The organism is Ruegeria sp. C10 (genome assembly GCF_056537805.1).
Genome location: NZ_JBQFSC010000002.1, coordinates 580,569 through 599,303, shown reverse-complemented (window position 1 = coordinate 599,303; position 18,735 = coordinate 580,569). Strand labels below are relative to the sequence as shown.

Genomic DNA, 18,735 nt, shown 5'->3' with positions numbered 1-18,735 from the left:
GTTTGAGTGATACCGGAAAAGGCCAAGACGCCGGAGAGCCCTGAATGACCGAAGCCGAACGCATATTGCTTGATCTGCTGAATATCGAACCGCTTGAGGTCGATTTGTTTCGCGGAACCGGTTCTGGTGGCGAGACACCAACGCGTATCTTTGGCGGGCAGGTGATCGCGCAAGCGCTTGCGGCAGCGTACAGGACGGTCGAGGATCGTTTATGCCATTCCTTGCACGCCTATTTCATAAGGCCCGGAGATCCGTCAATTCCGGTTATATATCAAGTGGATCGCGCGCGAGATGGAGGTTCTTTTACAACCCGCCGCGTGGTTGCGATCCAGCATGGCAAGCAAATTTTGAACATGTCGGCCTCGTTTCACAAGCAGGATGACGGATGGGAACATCAGCATTCGATTCCGGACGTTCAAGCGCCCGAGCACCATCCATCGCGTGACGAATTGCGCGAAAAATACCTGGATCGCGTTCCCGAAAAGCTGAAAGCTGAATTGCTGCGCGAGCGCCCGATCGAAGTGCGCGAAATCGATCCGCTGGACCTGTTTGCACCCGCAAAGGCAGATGACAAGAATCACGTCTGGTTTCGCATGGGCGCTGCGAACCACGCGGACACCGTCACACAACATCTTCTATTGGCCTATGCCTCGGATATGAGCTTGCTCAGTTCCGGAATGCGGCCCCATGGGCTGAGCTGGTTCACTGGTGAAATTGATGGGGCCAGTCTGGACCATGCAATCTGGTTTCATGCGCCCGTGCAGTTTCAAAACTGGCATCTGTATTCGATGGAATCGCCGTGGACAGGGCAGGGGCGCAGCTTCAATCGGGGTTCGATCTTCTCGCAGAATGGCGAATTAGTTGCATCCGTCGCGCAAGAAGGCCTGCTCAGAAGACGGAAACCGCGCTAAGAACTGCCAGCAAACCTTTGATTAAGCTTCATCATTCCACCTAACCATCGGTCGTAGTCTTCTGTTTTTAAACGCATATAGTCAAGCACTTGTGGATGCGGAAGAATCAAGAAACGTTCATCCGCCAGCGCCTCGACACAGGCTTGGGCGACCTCATCAGGTTCAATTATTCCGTCAATCGCGGCGACCGAATCCTCATGTCCACGTATCATATCGGACCGAACGGCCTGCGGACACAGAACCGAAACCCTGAGACCTTTATCGCCATAGGTCATCGCGATCCATTCAGCAAAACCCACAGCCGCATGTTTGGTTACGCCATAAGGGGCTGCGCCGGGTTGATTGAGCAATCCAGCCGCTGAAGCAGTGATCATCAAATAACCACCACCACGCGCAACCATCCTTGGGATCAGGTGCCGCGCGGTCCAGACATGGGACATAACGTTGATCTGCCAGATGCGGTCCCATTCAGCATCCGGCACTTCAAATCCACCTAGGGTGAGTATTCCCGCATTGGCACAGAATAAATCAATCGGAGCGATCGTATCCTCGACAGTCTCAATCAGATTTCGAATATCACTTTCCTTGGACACATCACAGCTGAGTGCATCACCGCCAATTTCCGCCGCCACGGCCTGCGCGCCGGCAAGGTCGATATCGGCGCAGACTACATGCGCACCTTCTTCTGAGAACCGCTTGGCAAGACCTTTACCTATGCCATTTGCAGCGCCAGTGATGACGACGGTCTTCCCAATCAGAACCATTGCATAGCTCGTGTCTTACTTCTCAGACACAGCGTAACATATTGGCATGCCACGACCAATGTGTGTTCTATAGTCGTGGCTCGCTTGCTACTTATTTTACATAATACCGATTATGCGAGTAACTGATACAGCCTCAGTAAAATGCCTGTAGTCCGGTTTGCGCCCGCCCCAGGATCAATGCATGAACGTCGTGTGTGCCCTCGTAGGTGTTGACTGTCTCAAGATTGATCATGTGACGCACCACCTGGAACTCAAGTGAGATACCGTTGCCGCCGTGCATGTCACGCGACATCCGCGCAATGTCCAATGCCTTGCCGCAATTGTTACGTTTAATGATCGAGATCATCTCGGGCGCAGCTTCAGCCTGATCCATCAGACGGCCGACGCGCAAGCTTGCTTGCAGTCCCAAAGAGATTTCGGTCTGCATCTCTGCCAGTTTGCGTTGAAACAACTGGGTCTGCGCAAGTGGTCGATTGAACTGTTTACGATCCAAGCCGTATTGACGCGCTGCGTGCCAGCAGCATTCCGCGGCCCCCATCGCACCCCAGCTGATACCATAGCGTGCGCGGTTCAGGCAGCCGAACGGTCCCTTGAGACCCTGAACATGTGGAAGCAAAGCGCCCTCGTCCACCTCAACGCCATCCATGACAATTTCACCTGTGATCGAAGTACGCAGGCTCAGCTTGTTCTCGATCTTCGGTGCACTCAGGCCCTTGGTGCCTTTATCCAGCACGAACCCACGAATCTTGCCGTCATGCGCATCTGACTTGGCCCAGACCACATAGACATCTGCGATCGGTGCGTTTGAAATCCACATCTTGCTGCCGGTCAGACGATACCCGCCATCAATCTTTTCGGCGCGGGTCTTCATCGCCGCCGGGTCCGAACCCGCATCCGGCTCTGTCAGGCCAAAACACCCAATCCATTCGCCACTTGCCAGTTTCGGCAGATATTTGCGACGCTGTTCTTCGCTGCCATAGGCGAAAATCGGGTACATCACCAACGAGCTTTGCACCGACATCATCGAGCGATAGCCGGAATCCACCCGTTCAACTTCCCGCGCCACCAGTCCATAAGATACGTAGCTCGCACCGATCCCACCATATTCTTCGGGGATTGTCGTGCCCAACAGCCCCATTTCACCCATTTCACGAAAGATCTCGGGATCGGTTTCTTCGTTTGCAAAAGCCTTGGTGACACGCGGCTGCAATTTCTCCTGGGCGTAAGCGCGCGCGCTGTCGGCAATCAGGCGTTCATCCTCTTCCAACTGGTCCGACAAGCGAAACGGGTCGTCCCAGTTGAAACGTCCAAGGTCAGGCGCATCTTTTGCGCGCAGGACAGGCTTTGTATCTGGAGCGTTCATTTTGCTTCTCCGACTTGAATAGATTTGCGCAACTATAATCTGAGAAATATTCAAAAAACAGCGAGACATTTGCATTGTTTCATGATCAAAACGCATAGATGGACACCAAGCGCCCTATCCTGCCGCCTATATCCGCGCTGCGCGCGCTTGAGGCTTTGGATCGCCTTGGATCAGCCTCGGCAGTCGCGGATGAAATGGCACTGACGCAGAGCGCGGTCAGTCGGCAACTGCAGACGCTTGAAGCGCATTTGGACGCAGAATTGGTCAGCCGTGATCGCAAGCGATTGTCACTGACAAAGGCTGGACAGGACTATGTACAAGAAATTCGGCCAGCCTTGTCTCAGATCGCGCAGGCGGCGCTGAAACTGCACATTTCCCCTGTCGGTGGGACATTGAATCTGGCGATTCTGCCGACATTCGGAATGCGCTGGCTGGTACCGCGTCTGCCGGATTTCGCCCGCCGCCATCCGGATATCACAATCAACATGACCACGCGGTTGCGACCGTTTAGTTTTGCTTCGGAACCTTTTGATGCGGCTTTACATTTTGGGGAACCTGATTGGCCCGGAACTGATCGCTTGTTATTAAGTGTCGAGCGGGTTTTGCCCGTCTGCGCGCCCGAGCTTTTACCCAAAGGCACTCCGACGTCACCCCGCGATCTGCTAAAACTGCCGCTGCTGCATATCCAGACAAGACCGCGCGCCTGGCAGGACTGGTTTCAACAGATGGGTGTCACGCACCCGCATCCCCTGCCCGGCACCGTCCACGACCAGTTCAACACCATCAACCAAGCCGCGCTGCACGGCCTGGGTGTTGCCCTGTTGCCAAACTATCTGGTGGAACTAGACCTTGCGACAGGTAGGCTGGTTGCAGCCTTCCCTGACGCGATAGAGACGATGGGGGCATATTATCTGGTTTGGCCGCGCGAAAAATCGGATGACGCATCATTGCGAGAGTTTCGACACTGGCTTGCTTCTCAGGCCCAGACCGAAGAAGCACTGCCACGTTAGCCGAGCGCATACCCTGCCCCGCGCACCGTTCGCACCGGATCTTCGCCGCCATGTTGGGTCAACGCTTTGCGCAGACGACCGATATGAACATCAACAGTACGCGTGTCGACGTAGATATCGCGGCCCCAGACGCGGTCAAGCAACTGCTCTCGGCTCCAGACCCGGCCGGGCTTTTCCATGAATGTGCTCAGCAACCGGAACTCGGTCGGGCCCAGTTTTAACAGCTTGTTGTCGCGGCTGACCTTGTGGGTCTCAGAGTCCAGTATGATATCGTCAAACTCCAACCGGATGCCCACGGTCGCTGGACGGACTCTGCGCAATTGTGTCCGTACACGTGCCATCAATTCGACAACCGAGTAAGGCTTAACCACATAATCATCGGCACCGGTTTCAAGGCCGCGCACTTTATCAACCTCTTCCGAGCGCGCCGACAGCATGATGATCGGAATTGATCGGGTGTCCGGCCGCGTTTTCAGGCGGCGGCAGACCTCGATACCGCTGAGATTGGGCATCATCCAATCCAAAACGATGATATCCGGGCGGTCTTCTTCGACCAGCAACAAAGCTTCGTCGCCATTAGCGGCACGGATTACCCGGAACCCTTCGGCGTCCAGATTATAGGCCAGCACCTCTCTCTGGGCCAACTCATCCTCAACAACCAGCACCGTCGGTTGATCAGCGGACATGACTGAGATCTCCTAGATCGTTTGCGACGTGTTGTCGGCTTTGGGGCGCGCTTCGCTGGGTCTCTCGCCGGTGACGAGATAGACGACCTGCTCGGCAATGGCGGTGACGTGATCGCCCATGCGTTCGATATTTTTTGCGATGAAATGCAGGTGCATACACGATGAGATGTTGCGCGGATCCTCCGCCATGAAGGTCAGGAACTCGCGAAACAGGCCGTTATACATCTGGTCCACTTCCAGATCCCGCTCGATCACGTCCTGCGCCAGCTCAGCATCACGCTGGATATAGGCATCCAGCGCGTCGCGCAGCATCCGCTCGACCTCGCGCGCCATTCGGCGCAGAGCGGCGGCACTGCCGTTGATTTCGCCGGCATTCACCAGAACGGTCGTTCGCTTGGCGATGTTCTTGGAGTAATCTCCAATCCGTTCAAGGTTGGTCGCAACCTTCAGAACGGACAGCACCAGCCGCAAATCGCTGGCCGTCGGTGCACGCAAGGCAATCAGGCGCGCGGTCTCTTCATCAATCAGTTCTTCCAGTGCGTCGATGGCCTTGTCGCCTTGACGCACTTCATTTGCCAGTTCTTCGTCGCGGGTCTCCAGCGACCGGGCCGCGCCCATAATGGCGGCTTCGACCAGTCCACCCATCTTCATGATGTGTGCTTGGATGGCCTCAAGGTCGCGGTCGAACGCGGATGCAATATGTTGTTCGCTCATTGCAGTTATCCTGTGCTCAGCCAATCCGGCCGGTGATGTAACTTTCGGTTCGGGGATCTTCGGGGTTGGTGAAGATCTGCCCGGTTTCGCCGAACTCAACCAAGTTCCCCAGATGGAAAAACGCTGTCTTCTGACTGACCCGCGCGGCCTGTTGCATCGAATGGGTTACGATCACCACTGAATAGCGTGAACGCAGTTCGTCAATCAGTTCCTCGACCTGCGCGGTTGCGATTGGGTCGAGCGCCGAACAGGGTTCGTCCATCAATAGCACCTCAGGCTCGGTGGCTACGGCGCGCGCAATGCAAAGACGCTGTTGCTGACCACCAGAAAGGCCGGTACCGGGGGCATCCAGACGGTCCTTGACCTCATCCCAGATCGCACCACGACGCAGGGATTTCTCTACGATTTCATCCAGTTCTGCCTTATTCTTGGCAAGGCCGTGGATACGCGGACCGTAAGCCACGTTGTCATAGATCGATTTGGGGAACGGGTTCGGTTTTTGAAAAACCATGCCGACCTTGGCACGCAACTGTACCGGATCTACGCGCTTGTCGTAAATGTCTTCACCGTCCAGCAGGATATCACCCTGCACCCGGCAAATATCGATTGTGTCGTTCATCCGGTTCAGACAGCGCAAGAAAGTGGATTTACCGCAGCCAGAGGGTCCGATGAAAGCCGTCACAGTCTTGTCTTCGATATCGACGCTCACGTCCTTGATGGCGTGGGTCTCACCGTAGTAGACCTGAACCTGCTTGGCGTTGATCTTGATGTCTTTGGAGTCCACGGTTCTCTCCACTCGTGTCATATCGTTCATTTTAAACCCCTCCTACCAGCGGCGTTCAAAGCGGCGGCGCAGGATGATAGCGATGATATTCATGGTCAGCAGGAACATCAAAAGGATGATGATGCCACCCCAGGCTTTCTCGTAAAAACCCACATCGGCGCGTGCGGCCCAGGTGTAGATCTGTGCCGGCATGGCCGAGTTCGGCTCGGTGAAGCCCGCCAAAAAGCCATCGGGATAGCCTCGGGCGACAAAGCCCACCATGCCGATCAACAGCAACGGAGCAGTTTCACCCAGCGCCTGCGCCAGACCAATGATGGTACCAGTCAGGATACCGGGCGCGGCCAACGGCAGCACGTGGTGGAAGACGGCCTGCATCTTCGAGGCCCCTACCCCCAACGCCGCGTCGCGGATAGACGGGGGAACCGCCTTTAACGAGGCTCGGGTTGAGATGATGATCGTTGGCAACGTCATCAGGGTCAGGACTAGACCACCGACCAACGGTGCCGATTGCGGCAGGTGCATGAATTGAATGAACACTGCCAGCCCCAGGATACCGAAGACGATGGACGGAACGGCGGCCAGGTTCGAGATATTCACCTCGATCAGGTCGGTAAATTTGTTCTGCGGCGCGAATTCTTCCAGATAGATCGAGGCGGCGACCCCAATGGGCAGCGATAGGCACAGCACCACCAGCATCATGAAGAACGAGCCAACGACCGAGGCACCAATACCCGCGCCACCGGGGTTATCCACGCCCGAGTCCGCACCAGTGATGAACGGCCAGTTGAATGCCTGCTTGATGATCCCTGCCTCTTTCAACGCGTCCACCAGATCCAGATCGCTGAGTTGCAGGAAGCGGCTGTCCTGCAGGGTGTCACGAGACACCCGGCCCTTGAAGTAGCCATCCACACGGCTTGAAGCCGCCAGATCGAACATGATCGGCTCACCCAGCTTGCTAGGATTATCGGCATAGAAGGTTCGGATCGTACCCCCGATTTTGCCCAACAGACGCTCGATAGCATCCTGATCGAAATCCACGGTGATTCCACTTTCGGCCAGTTGTCCATTCAGTTCCGCAATGAACAGATTGGAGTAGGCCTTTGTCTTGAACATCGTGCCTTCGGCTTCATCGCGCTGCGCTTCGCTCAGCGTGAATTCTAAACTGATAACTGTGCGCTGGAAGGCCGGGATGCCCTGCGACAGGATTGAGGCAAACAGCACAATCAGAAAGAACAGTCCGGTCGCGATAGCGACGATCCCGTAGGCGCGAAAACGCTTTTCGGCAGCCGCGCGTTTTTTGGTCCGGGCATCGGATGCAGTCAGCGAGGTCGAGGTGTTTTGCATGCTGGCGTCGGTCATTCGTACTGCTCCCGATACTTGCGCACGATATAAAGGGCGAAAACGTTCAGCCCCAGCGTGAGGATGAACAGCGTCATGCCAAGCGCGAAGGCGACGAGGGCCTCGGGCGAGGCGAAATCGGCGTCGCCTGTCAGCTGGCTGACGATCTTGGCGGTGACGGTGGTCATGGCCTCGAACGGGTTCAGGTCCAGACGCGCGGCGGCCCCTGCCCCCAAAACCACGATCATGGTCTCACCGATGGCGCGCGATGCCGCCAGCAGGATCGCTCCCACGATCCCGGGCAAGGCTGCGGGCAAAACGACCTGCCGGATGGTCTCTGACTGCGTGGCCCCCAAACCGTAAGAGCCATCCCGCATCGCTTGCGGCACTGCGTTGATGATGTCATCGGAAAGCGATGAAACGAATGGGATCAGCATGATGCCCATGACCAGACCGGCGGTCATCACGGCCGTACCGGCTTTCATCCAGCCCAATCCGTCATCCCCGAACACGCTCAGCAACAGCGGACCAACGGTCAGCAGGGCAAAAAGGCCGTAAACGATGGTCGGGATACCGGCCAGCACCTCAAGCATCGGTTTAGCGATCGAGCGCACGCGCGAAGAAGCGTACTCGCTGAGATAAATCGCAGCGAAAAGACCGATTGGCACGGCCACCAACAACGCCACCAACGAGATATAGAACGTACCCCACAGCAAAGGGATGATACCCAGATCTGATGCCCCGCCACGGCCCGAGAAACTGGGCGCCCAGGTAGTACCGAAAAAGAACTCTGATGCCGGGTAAAGCTTGAAGAACTCCCACGTATTGAAAACCAGCGAAAGGACGATGCCGACCGTTGTCAGGATCGCAATCGACGCAGCCGCCAGCAGCAACACACGAATTCCCTGCTCAACCACATTGCGGGCACGATATTCAGAATGCGTCTGGAACCAACTGAACGCAGCACCGGCCAAGGCGACCAGTATCACAGCGGCGGACATGATCGCGTAACCGGTTGAATTTATCGCCCGATAGGCTTGAGCTGCATGCAAAACCGTCTGCGTGATGTCCGAGGTTACGACTTGACCCGCGTCCTTCAACTTTTGGGTCATCTCGGAAATATCCGCCCGCGCATCCTGTGCGAGCGTTTCGGTGAGATGTCCCTGCGCAACGGCACTGTCCAGACCATTTGCGGTCCGACGCACCTCGGCCATAACAAGACTGCGCGACGATCCTTCCTTGATAGCCGTTTCGGGAACCATATCCGAGATCTGAGAGTTAACGTAGAGCGGCTGAACCAGCAGCCAGACGATCAACAAACCTAAGGCGGGAACTATGACTTTCAGTGCGACGTTAGCGCCATAAAACGAGGGAAGAGAATGCAGATTGCGGCTGTCCCCTCCGGCACTTTGCAAGGCGCGCATTCGCCCCAAAACATATCCGACTGCCGCGATCGCAAGCACGATCAGAATGAGCCAAAGAATTGGCATGACGCCCCCATAGGTCTTGATCGGGATTAGGGTAAAATTGGGGGCGACAGAAAACGCCGCCCCCAGTCAATTCAATCGGGGTGAGGGATTAGCTGCCCGAACCCAAGGTAACTTCGTTGGCAATCGCGTCCTGCGTTTTTGCCAGTTCAGGATCGGCAACCAGACCGTAGTTGGCCAGCGGGCCCGAGGGACCAGCAATTTCTTCATGAGTGAAGAACTGGGCGTATTCTTTCAGACCGGGGATCACGCCGATATGCGCTTTCTTGACGTAGAAAAACAGCGGACGCGAGACGGGGTATTCACCCGACGCGATGCTCTCGGTCGACGGTGCGATACCACCCATCGTAGCCACTTTCAGCTTGTCGGTGTTGTTCTCGTAGAACGCCAGACCAAACACGCCGATACCATTGGTGTTGGTGTCGATGCGGGCCAGAGTTTCGGTGTAGTCACCGTCGATATCGACCGATTTGCCGTCGGTGCGCACGTCCAGGCATGCATCTTCGGCGTCATCTTCGCTTAGGCCGCCCGCTACCATGGCTTCCATCGCGCCCGTCGCTTCACAACCTGCCAGCAGAACTTTGTCTTCGAACACTTCGCGGGTGCCGTGCTTGGTGCCCGGGATGAACATTGCGATTTCCACATCCGGCAGGTCAGCGTTGAACTCGGCCCAGCTGTTGAAGCTGTTGTCGACCAGCGCGCCATCTTTCATCACTTTCGATCCGATGGCATTGTAAATATCCGCAGGCTCAAACGCCGTGAAGGCAGGACCCGACTGCTGGCTTGCAAATACGATGCCGTCATAACCGATGCGGACTTCCATGATGTCGGTCACACCGTTTTCGGCGCATGCTTTAATCTCTTTTTCACGGATGGCACGCGATGCGTTTGCAACGTCGATCGTGTTTTCACCGACGCCTTCGCAGAAGCGTTTCAGACCGGCGGACGAGCCGCCTGATTCAACAACCGGTGTGGGGAAGTCGGTATTTTCACCGAATAGTTCTGCAACGATTGACGCATAAGGCAAAACGGTGGAAGAGCCAGCAACTTGAACGTTGTCACGCGCAGCAGCAGTGGTTGCCGAGACGGCAGCGATAGCCAGCGCAGAAGCCGACAGTTTTACAAAGGACATTTCAGTCTCCTTGAAAAGGATGGGTACTGATCATCCCCATGATGATCTGAGCGCAGCACTATGACGCCTGCGTAAGTCTTTTGTGACAGGTATGTAACGGTTTCATGACAACTCACGAATTTCTCAGAAATTCTTAACTTGACGAAGCGTCACCCCAGTAAAGCCCGCGTTTGGCACGCCCTCAGCGTGGTAGAATGACCGTAAACGTCGCTCCCTGCCCCGGTTCACTTTCCACACGCAACCTGCCCCGATGGCGATTGACGATATGCTTCACGATTGCAAGCCCCAGTCCGGTTCCGCCCAACTCGCGCGAGCGGTGACTGTCTGCGCGATAGAACCGTTCGGTCAACCTGGGCAGGTGTTTGGCATCAATACCGGGCCCTTGATCAATGATCTTGATCCGTACCGCAGGACCGCGCATCGCCGTATCCCGCTCAGACAGGGTTACGACCACACCGACCTTGCCACCGCTGCCCCCGTATTTGATCGCGTTTTCAACGAGATTGGTTATCACCTGACGAAGCTGATCGCTGTCTCCGACCATCTCGATCGACTCGTTTGGGGCATCCAACGAAACAACAACACTGGCATCATCCGCCAGCGGTCGCAGAGTGTTTAAGGTCGATTGAATCAGACCTGTCAGTTCCAATGGCTCTTTGGGTCTGACCCGTTCTTCACTTTCCACTCGATTCAGCGACAGCAAATCCCCCACAAGCCGGTTCATCCGATTGGCCTCATCCGCCATGATCTGAAGAAAGCGGTCGCGGGCGGCGGTGTCGTCGCGGGCGGGGCCTCGCAATGTTTCGATAAACCCCATCAAGGCCGTTAGCGGCGTGCGCAATTCATGGCTGACATTGGCCACAAAATCGCGCCGCATCTGACCTGCCTGTTCCAAATGCGTGATATCCTGAAATACCGCCAATACCGCTTCGGTCCCGCCGACGAATCTGCACTGCACCTCAAACGTCGTATCCTGAGCACCATCATTGGACAGATGCCGCGCTTTGCCGGGCTGCTTCGAGCGCAGGCATTGTTCGACGGCATCGATGACCTGAGGCTGGCGCAGGATTGTGGCAAAATGCCTGCCTTCGATTGCGTGCCCCAAAAGCGTCCGCGCCTCGCTATTTGCGGCGACAATACGCTCGGTCCGACCAACCAGCACGGCGGGCATCGGAATGGCTGAAACCAATTCGGCAAGCAGGGTATCCGTCATGCGCGTTTAGACCGGACGCAATGTTTGGCGAAACTTGCGCATGTTGTCCTGATAGTGCAGCGCACTCAGCGTTAGTTTCTGGGCCGCCGCCTCATCAAGCTGCCGCACAACTTTGCCCGGCGAGCCCATAACCAACGAATTATCGGGAACCTCTTTGCCTTCGGTGATCAGCGCCCCCGCCCCGATCAGACAGTTCTTTCCGATCTTCGCCCCGTTTAGAACGATAGCCCCCATACCGATCAGCGTATTGTCTCCGATCGTGCAACCATGCAGCATGACCTTGTGACCAATTGTGCAGTTCTTCCCAATGGTCAGCGGATAGCCCGCATCGATGTGCATCACGCAGTTTTCCTGCACATTGCTGCCTGCGCCCACACGGATTTCTTCGTGATCGGCCCGGATGGTGCACCCGAACCAGACCGAAGCGCCTTGTTCCAGGACTACTTTGCCGATCAAGTTGGCGTCGGGGGCTACCCAGGTGTCTTCGTGAATTTGCGGCGAGTCATCGCCCAAAGCATAGATGGTCATGACAAGCCCTCGAACTCGGTCTGCAACGAGCGGATGTGGTTCTGCAGGCTGGGCTGTTGGATGCGACGCATGCGTTCTGCGCTGACGATGGTCTTCAGCTTTTCCTCGGTGGTATCCAAATCATCGTTGATCAGAACATAGTCGTAGTAGCCCCAATGGCTGATCTCATCCCAGCTTTTCAACATGCGCTTGGCGATCACATCCTCACTGTCCTGCCCACGCCCTTCCAGCCTGCGCCGAAGCTCGCGGATCGAGGGCGGGAGGATGAAAATCGACAACGCATGCTTGCCCAGATCCGAATTGCGGATCTGCACTTCTCCCTGCCAATCGACATCAAAAAGCACATCGCGCCCCTGTGTGATGGACTCGCGGACCGGTCCAGCAGGAGAGCCGTAGAAGTTGCCGAACACATGCGCGTGTTCCAGCATCTGCCCATCCGCCACCTGCTGTTTGAACTCGTCCTCGGATAGGAAGTAATACTCCCGGCCATGCTCCTCACCCGGGCGCGGAGCACGGGTGGTGGCCGAGATCGAGAATTCCAAACCGACATCCCATTGCATCAAACGGCGGGCCAGAGTGGATTTACCTGCGCCCGAAGGCGAGGACAGTATGATTAATAGACCGCGGCGATCCGCCATGTGATGTTCCCGTCCTTATTCCACGTTCTGCACTTGCTCGCGCATCTGATCGATGACCGCTTTCAGCTCCAACCCAACCGCCGTCAGTTCGGCATTCTGCGATTTCGAGCAGAGCGTATTGGCCTCACGATTGAATTCTTGCATCAGGAAATCCAGCTTACGCCCAACCGGGCCGTCTTGCGTCAAAAGGGAACGCGCCGCAGTGACATGGGCCTTCAACCGGTCAATTTCTTCGGTAATATCGGCCTTGACCGCGATCAGGGCCAGTTCTTGTGCAACGCGATCAGGGTCCGCACCTTGCGTATTGTCGAGAACGCGTGTCAGGTTTTCGCGCATGTTTTGCGCCATTTCCTCGCGGCGACGCTCGGCCAGATCAGCGGCCTGATCCGTCAGCTTTGCGACTTGGTCGAGTTGTCCCGCAAGAATGCCTGACAGAGCTTCACCTTCGGAACCGCGCATCTCAATGAATGAAGCAAGCAAGCCACCGAACTCAGACTTCAGGTGCTCGACAAGCTGGGCTGGATCATCCGCGTCAGCTCCGGCTTCCAACATGCCTTTCAAGGCAAGAAGATCGCTGGCTTTGGACGGAGCCAACAATACGCCCCGCGCGCCTGCAAGCGCTTCGGTCTGGGCCAGTGCATCCAGCGCAGCTTCCATCGCTGGGGTGTTCAACCGGACATCCGCGGCGGATTCTTCCCGTCCCATCCGAAGGGACAGCGTGATGTTCCCTCGGTTGACCTGCTTCGACAGATCGCCTCTCAGCGCGGCCTCTAACCCTGTCAACCAATCGGGAAGCCGCAGACGTAGATCCAGCCCCTTGCCATTGACGCTGCGCAATTCCCAAGTCCAGCTATGGGGACCAAACGCCCCCTTGCCCGAGGCGAAACCGGTCATGGATTTGATCATGCCTGCCCTTTCCGTCAAATTCACTGGTCGCACCTAATGCCATTGACCAGCAAGGGGCAAGACCTTGCTCATTCCCCAATCAATGCCAAGAGGTTAACCATTCGTTAAAGAATTGCTCCAAAATTGTATTAACCCGTGTCAATCTGACAGTCAGAAAAGCTGGCGGATCGCAGCTTTGCCCATCAGATGGCATTTTAGGAAAATCGCGAGTGATTGATGGTAGGGTCATGAAATGAAAACCTTTTTCGGGACTGGTTCCGGCTCAGAACTTGGAAAGATCATCGCAATGGACCGATTTGACAGCGGGCGAAGCCTTTCTCCCATCCGTCAGGCCGAAGCCTATTGGACCGCCTTGCTGACAGGTGAAAGCGTTCCGATGCGCTCGCAGATCGATCCGCGCGGCCTGGAGAATATTCTCGAATACACTTTCATACTGGAACGCATCGCGCCGGGTTTGGCCCGGTTTCGGCTGGCGGGAAGTCACCTGAACAATCTGGCGGGCATGGAAGTTCGCGGTATGCCTCTAACGGCTTTTTTCGAACCGAGCGCCCGCGATGATGTCAAATCCATTCTGGACCAAGTCCTCACCCGCCCCGCGGTTGCCGAACTGGGCTTGCTTTCGAAAGGCAAGCTGGGACGAACCAGCCTTCAGGCCCGCATGATCCTGCTGCCGCTTAAAAGCGATCTGGGCGACGTCAGCCGCATTCTTGGGGTCATGGTCAGCGACGGAACCATCGGGTCGACACTGCGTCGCTTCATCGTCTCGGATCGCCGCGTCAACACGATCTCTGATTTGCAACAGCCTCCGAGGCCTGTCCAACAGCAAGCAGAGGGGTTCGCTGAAGACCAGACCACGTTCAAAGGGGCACCGCACTTAAGGTTGGTATCATCACGTGACGACTAAATGAAAACGGCGGGCATGAGGCCCGCCGTCTTACTAATTCAGGATGTATTCGAAGTCAGCTTGCAGCGCGCTTGCTGCGGTCACGACGTAGGTTGGTCAGTTCTTCCGCGACAAGGAATGCAAGTTCCAGCGACTGCGAGGCGTTCAGGCGCGGGTCGCAAGCTGTGTGATAGCGATCCGAAAGATCCTCTTCGGTCACCGCGCGCACACCTCCGGTGCATTCGGTGACATCCAGCCCTGTCATCTCGAAATGAACACCACCGGGGATCGTGCCTTCAGCCTGATGTACGCCAAAGAAATCGCGTACTTCGCGCAGCACGGAATCAAACGGCCGGGTCTTGTAGCCGGTCGCGGATTTGATCGTGTTGCCATGCATCGGATCGCAGACCCAAGTAACCTGTGCGCCCTCTTCCTTTACCGCTTTGACCAGACGCGGCAGATGCTCACCCGCTTTACCTGCACCAAAGCGCGCGATCAGAGTCAGACGCCCCTCTTCGTTTTCGGGATTCAACTTGGACATCAGAACCTTGAGGTCTTCGGCACTGGTTGTCGGGCCACATTTCAGACCAATCGGGTTCAGAACACCCCGGCAGAACTCGACATGCGCACCGTCGGGCTGACGGGTCCGATCGCCGATCCAGATCATGTGCCCGGAACCGGCCAACCAATTGCCCGAGGTCGAATCCAGACGGGTCAACGCCTCTTCGTACTCAAGCAACAGGCTCTCGTGGCTGGTGTAAAACTCCACCGATGAGAATTCGTGGGTGGTGTCGGCGGTGATGCCTGCAGCCCCCATGAAGTCAATCGAATCCTGAATGCGGTCGGCGATCTCAGAGTATTTCTGAACGTCTTGCCCGTCGGCAAAACCCAGCGTCCACGAATGCACGTGGCTCATATCCGCAAAACCACCGGTCGAGAACGCCCGCAGCAGGTTCAGCGTTGCCGCCGCCTGTGTATAGGCCTGAAGCATCTTGTCGGGATTCGGAATGCGTGCCTCGGGTGTAAAGGCCAGCTCATTGATGATGTCGCCGCGGTAACTGGGCAGTTCCACACCGTCCACAACCTCTGTCGGCGCACTGCGCGGTTTTGCAAACTGGCCCGCCATGCGGCCAACTTTAACCACGGGAACCTTGGCGCCGTAGGTTAGCACCATTGCCATCTGCAGCATCACCTTGAACGTGTCACGGATCGCATCCGCGCTGAACTGCTCAAAGCTTTCAGCGCAATCCCCGCCTTGCAACAGGAACGCTTCGCCACGACCCGCGGCTCCCAGATGCTGCTTCAGCCGTCGCGCTTCACCCGCAAAAACCAGCGGGGGATACTGCGAAAGCTGCGCCTCGACTTTGGCCAGCGCGGCCGCGTCGGTATAGTCTGGCATCTGAACCCGGGGCTTGTTGCGCCAGTTCGTTTTTTGCCATTCAGTCATAGCTTTTATCTCCGCTGAAGTATTTCAGGTGGCCTCTATACAAAAAGCATGAATGAGAGGCCATATCCCTTTTGCGCCTCTTGACGCCATAATCAAGCTTTGAGCATGGTGACTGGCATATCCGCCACCGTGGAAATCCCGGTGCGCGCCGAATCAAGGACAGTTCGCCATGCAAGAGCAACGCCAAGTTGTCACTGTGGATCATAGCACAGGCAAGCCGCATAACTTTGTATTTGTGCTTTTGGACAAGTTTTCCCTTTTGTCATTCGCTTCGGCTTTGGACAGTCTGCGGATCGCCAATCGAATGGCCAACCGAGAGCTTTATACCTGGACCTTGACGGGCGAAGGCGGTGAAACAGTGACTTGTTCAGCCGGAACTTCTTTCAATCTTGATTCTGATCTGACCGAATTGCAGCGTGACGACGTCGTCCTGATCTGCGGGGGGGTCGATGTACAAGCGGCAACCACCAAGCGCATTCTGAACTGGGTACGGCGCGAAGCGCGTAAAGGGTTGAAAATCGGCGGTCTTTGCACCGCGGCCTATACGCTGGCCAAAGCCGGTTTGCTGGAAGGCAAGCGCGCAACGATCCATTGGGAAAACTCAGACAGTTTTGCCGAAGAATTCGACACAGTAGAGCTGACCAAGTCGGTGTTTTTGGTTGATGGCAACCGAATGACAACTGCAGGCGGCACATCCTCGATTGACCTGATGCTCAAGCTGATTGCCGAAGATTACGGAGAAGATCTGGCCAACGCGGTCGCTGATCAGATGATCTATTCTTCGATACGTACGGATCAGGACACGCAACGTTTGTCAACACCTACACGGATCGGCGTGCGCCACCCCAAGCTCAGTCAGGTTATCCTGATGATGGAAAAGAACATAGAAGAGCCAATCTCGCCTTCTATTCTAGCCAAGGACGTAGGCATGTCGACACGCCAGCTAGAACGTCTGTTCCGCCGCTATCTCAGCCGCTCGCCCAAGCGCTACTACATGGAACTGCGCCTGCATAAAGCGCGGAACTTGCTGATGCAGACCGATATGAGCGTCATCAATGTGGCGCTGGCTTGCGGCTTTGCCAGCCCGTCGCATTTCTCCAAATGCTACCGGGCGCATTACAACACCACGCCTTATCGCGAACGCGGTGCACAGAGCGGTCGGTTGTCTGTTTAATCCAAAGCCGCAGGGAAACCTTACAAATCTTTCGCAAAGTAGTGCAGGTGCGGCCGTAACATCGGTTGATCCAGATAGGTCGTGGTTTCGATTGGTGAGTCCAGTTCAACAAAACCAAGTTTGGGGTACAGGTCGCGCATTTCGACATTCGGTGTAAGCGTATCGGCGATGAGGCGTTTCAAACCCATATCACGCGCGGCCTGTTCCCGGGCTTCGATCAAGGCACGCCCGGCACCGGTCCCCCGTGCCTCCTCGGTCACAAAAACCCGCTTAAGTTCACCGGTTTGGTGATCAAATCGTTTCAGCATCCCACATCCAATGATATCTCCGGCATCGTTTCGCGCCACCACAAGACATCCATTCGGGGGTAGGTAATCCTCTGTATGCGCCCAAAACTCCGCCAATGCGCTTTCGGGGGCTGCTGGATCAATCTCAAAGCCCATATCCTGCATTCGTTGCACGATAAGCGCATAATATTGTGCCAGGATCGTATTCAGTTCGCGCTTTGGCGGCATTGTATCACAAAGCTCGATTACAAAATCACACATTCAAATCTCCCGATCACCCTGAAGCCTGGAATAGATACATCGTGACCGAATGGCATAGAAGCAAACGCCCTAACCCCGTTTAATACCGTCAGAGGGGCGTCATTCGGTAAACCGCGCCTTGCCCAACGGAAATGAACCAGATCGACCCATCTGGTGCTTCGACGATGTCGCGAACACGTTCGGTCTCGGGGCCTTCGATCTGCTCAACCTCACGCAGTGGATCGCCCGCCAAACGTGCAATGTAGTCGAATTTCAAAGAGCCAACGAATAGATTCCCCTTCCATTCCGGCCAAAGTTTCCCGGAATAGACCATCAAGCCAGAGGGTGCGATGGAAGGATCCCAATAATGCTCGGGCTGTTCCATTCCTTGCTTCGACGTGCCTTCACCGATCTTCTGACCCGAATAATGAACGCCATACGAAATCACTGGCCAGCCATAATTGGCACCGGGTCTGATCAGATTAACCTCATCCCCGCCTTTTGCCCCGTGTTCCGAAACCCAAAGCCGGCCCTGCAGATCCAAATTGGCACCCTGCGGGTTTCTGTGACCAAACGACCAGATCTCGGGCCTTACATTGGAATCGCCAACAAAAGGGTTATCAGCGGGAACTGAACCATCACGGTTGATCCGAATGACCGTACCCATGTGGTTCGATCGATCCTGCGCAGCCGGGCGATCACCTCGGTCACCGATAGTGACGAACAACGTGCCATCATTCGCTTCAACTACGCGAGAACCAAAGTGGCGCCCGCCGGAGCCACCGGGAGAGGCCTCGAATATCACGCGCAGATTGGTCAGACGTTCTCCGCTTTCCGATAAACGAGCGACAGCGACAGCGGTGCCTGCACCGCCTCGTTGCGATTTGGAGAAAGTCAGAAAAAGCTCGCGGGTCTGATTGAAGTCACGCGCGATGGTGACATCTAGCAAACCGCCCTGCCCGTTCGCGACCACTTTTGGCAGACCCTTGATGCGCTTCGCCTCACCTCCGGCAACGTACAGAAGCTCGCCATCTCGCTCAGTGACAACAAAGCTGCCATCCGTAAGAATGCCAATCGCCCAAGGTGTATCAAGGCCTCTAACCACCTGAGTAACCTGAACCGGCCCGCCGGTTGTGTTGATGACATCGGACCAGCCTGCAATCGACCAGCACGACAGAATGAGAATCGCAAAAGTCCTGATCATATCGACCCAATCCCTAGTGGTGCACC

General features: G+C 56.0%; 19 protein-coding genes. 4 read left to right on the top strand and 15 right to left on the bottom strand.

All coding sequences use genetic code 11. The features are described from left to right. Positions 1–44 precede the first annotated feature (44 nt). Positions 45–911: an acyl-CoA thioesterase gene (locus ACR0DE_RS11335; protein WP_170662568.1), complete on the top strand. Its 867-nt coding sequence runs from the start codon at positions 45–47 to the stop codon at positions 909–911. On the opposite strand, the gene ACR0DE_RS11330 is transcribed toward ACR0DE_RS11335, so the two are convergent. Next, a complete protein-coding gene (locus ACR0DE_RS11330) occupies positions 908–1,675 on the bottom strand; it encodes an SDR family oxidoreductase (RefSeq protein WP_480753212.1) in 768 nt (255 codons plus the stop codon). The genes ACR0DE_RS11335 and ACR0DE_RS11330 overlap by 4 nt on opposite strands. Positions 1,676–1,808: 133 nt before the next feature. Beyond that, on the bottom strand, positions 1,809–3,038 hold the full coding sequence (locus ACR0DE_RS11325; RefSeq protein ID WP_170393068.1) for an acyl-CoA dehydrogenase: 1,230 nt from the start codon (positions 3,036–3,038) through the stop codon (positions 1,809–1,811). A gap of 98 nt (positions 3,039–3,136) precedes the next feature. On the opposite strand from ACR0DE_RS11325, the gene ACR0DE_RS11320 reads away from it, so the two are divergent. Further along, complete coding sequence (locus tag ACR0DE_RS11320) at positions 3,137–4,048, top strand: LysR family transcriptional regulator (protein WP_170636113.1); 912 nt, start codon at positions 3,137–3,139, stop codon at positions 4,046–4,048. On the opposite strand, the gene phoB is transcribed toward ACR0DE_RS11320, so the two are convergent. The 10 genes from phoB to ACR0DE_RS11270 form a co-directional block, all read right to left on the bottom strand. Further along, positions 4,045–4,734, bottom strand: a complete 690-nt coding sequence (gene phoB / locus ACR0DE_RS11315; protein ID WP_170393066.1) for a phosphate regulon transcriptional regulator PhoB — start codon at positions 4,732–4,734, stop codon at positions 4,045–4,047. The two genes, ACR0DE_RS11320 and phoB, sit on opposite strands and share 4 nt — an antisense overlap. Before the next feature lie 12 nt (positions 4,735–4,746). Next, positions 4,747–5,448 carry a phosphate signaling complex protein PhoU gene (gene phoU, locus ACR0DE_RS11310; RefSeq protein ID WP_170393065.1) on the bottom strand — a complete coding sequence of 234 codons (702 nt, stop codon included), beginning with the start codon at positions 5,446–5,448 and terminating at the stop codon, positions 4,747–4,749. A 16-nt stretch (positions 5,449–5,464) separates the two neighbouring features. Then, positions 5,465–6,262, bottom strand: coding sequence for a phosphate ABC transporter ATP-binding protein PstB (pstB, locus tag ACR0DE_RS11305; protein WP_170393064.1), 798 nt, complete (start codon positions 6,260–6,262; stop codon positions 5,465–5,467). 12 nt (positions 6,263–6,274) lie between these two features. Further along, a complete protein-coding gene (gene pstA, locus ACR0DE_RS11300; RefSeq protein WP_170562724.1) occupies positions 6,275–7,591 on the bottom strand; it encodes a phosphate ABC transporter permease PstA in 1,317 nt (438 codons plus the stop codon). Further along, positions 7,588–9,060, bottom strand: coding sequence for a phosphate ABC transporter permease subunit PstC (pstC, locus tag ACR0DE_RS11295; RefSeq protein ID WP_480753210.1), 1,473 nt, complete (start codon positions 9,058–9,060; stop codon positions 7,588–7,590). Before pstC ends, pstA begins: the two co-directional genes overlap by 4 nt. Positions 9,061–9,148: 88 nt before the next feature. Next, the gene (locus ACR0DE_RS11290) at positions 9,149–10,189 is read right to left on the bottom strand and encodes a substrate-binding domain-containing protein (protein ID WP_170393061.1); all 1,041 of its coding nucleotides are present in this window, start codon (positions 10,187–10,189) and stop codon (positions 9,149–9,151) included. A gap of 181 nt (positions 10,190–10,370) precedes the next feature. Next, complete coding sequence (locus ACR0DE_RS11285; protein ID WP_170646058.1) at positions 10,371–11,402, bottom strand: ATP-binding protein; 1,032 nt, start codon at positions 11,400–11,402, stop codon at positions 10,371–10,373. A 6-nt stretch (positions 11,403–11,408) separates the two neighbouring features. Beyond that, positions 11,409–11,930: a gamma carbonic anhydrase family protein gene (locus ACR0DE_RS11280; RefSeq protein WP_170405803.1), complete on the bottom strand. Its 522-nt coding sequence runs from the start codon at positions 11,928–11,930 to the stop codon at positions 11,409–11,411. Beyond that, positions 11,927–12,568, bottom strand: coding sequence for a guanylate kinase (gmk, locus tag ACR0DE_RS11275; protein ID WP_170393058.1), 642 nt, complete (start codon positions 12,566–12,568; stop codon positions 11,927–11,929). The genes ACR0DE_RS11280 and gmk overlap by 4 nt, the downstream gene beginning before the upstream one ends. A gap of 15 nt (positions 12,569–12,583) precedes the next feature. After that, positions 12,584–13,474, bottom strand: a complete 891-nt coding sequence (locus ACR0DE_RS11270) for a YicC/YloC family endoribonuclease (RefSeq protein ID WP_170393692.1) — start codon at positions 13,472–13,474, stop codon at positions 12,584–12,586. 232 nt (positions 13,475–13,706) lie between these two features. On the opposite strand from ACR0DE_RS11270, the gene ACR0DE_RS11265 reads away from it, so the two are divergent. After that, complete coding sequence (locus tag ACR0DE_RS11265) at positions 13,707–14,378, top strand: PAS domain-containing protein (protein WP_170562714.1); 672 nt, start codon at positions 13,707–13,709, stop codon at positions 14,376–14,378. 55 nt (positions 14,379–14,433) lie between these two features. Here ACR0DE_RS11265 and ACR0DE_RS11260 read toward each other — a convergent pair whose 3' ends face one another. Next, positions 14,434–15,804: a class II 3-deoxy-7-phosphoheptulonate synthase gene (locus tag ACR0DE_RS11260; RefSeq protein ID WP_170393056.1), complete on the bottom strand. Its 1,371-nt coding sequence runs from the start codon at positions 15,802–15,804 to the stop codon at positions 14,434–14,436. A 169-nt stretch (positions 15,805–15,973) separates the two neighbouring features. On the opposite strand from ACR0DE_RS11260, the gene ACR0DE_RS11255 reads away from it, so the two are divergent. Then, positions 15,974–16,978, top strand: a complete 1,005-nt coding sequence (locus tag ACR0DE_RS11255) for a GlxA family transcriptional regulator (RefSeq protein ID WP_170393055.1) — start codon at positions 15,974–15,976, stop codon at positions 16,976–16,978. Between the two features lie 20 nt (positions 16,979–16,998). On the opposite strand, the gene ACR0DE_RS11250 is transcribed toward ACR0DE_RS11255, so the two are convergent. Further along, a complete protein-coding gene (locus ACR0DE_RS11250; RefSeq protein WP_480753207.1) occupies positions 16,999–17,526 on the bottom strand; it encodes a GNAT family N-acetyltransferase in 528 nt (175 codons plus the stop codon). Between the two features lie 88 nt (positions 17,527–17,614). Then, positions 17,615–18,709 carry a PQQ-dependent sugar dehydrogenase gene (locus tag ACR0DE_RS11245; protein ID WP_480753204.1) on the bottom strand — a complete coding sequence of 365 codons (1,095 nt, stop codon included), beginning with the start codon at positions 18,707–18,709 and terminating at the stop codon, positions 17,615–17,617. Positions 18,710–18,735: the final 26 nt, after the last annotated feature.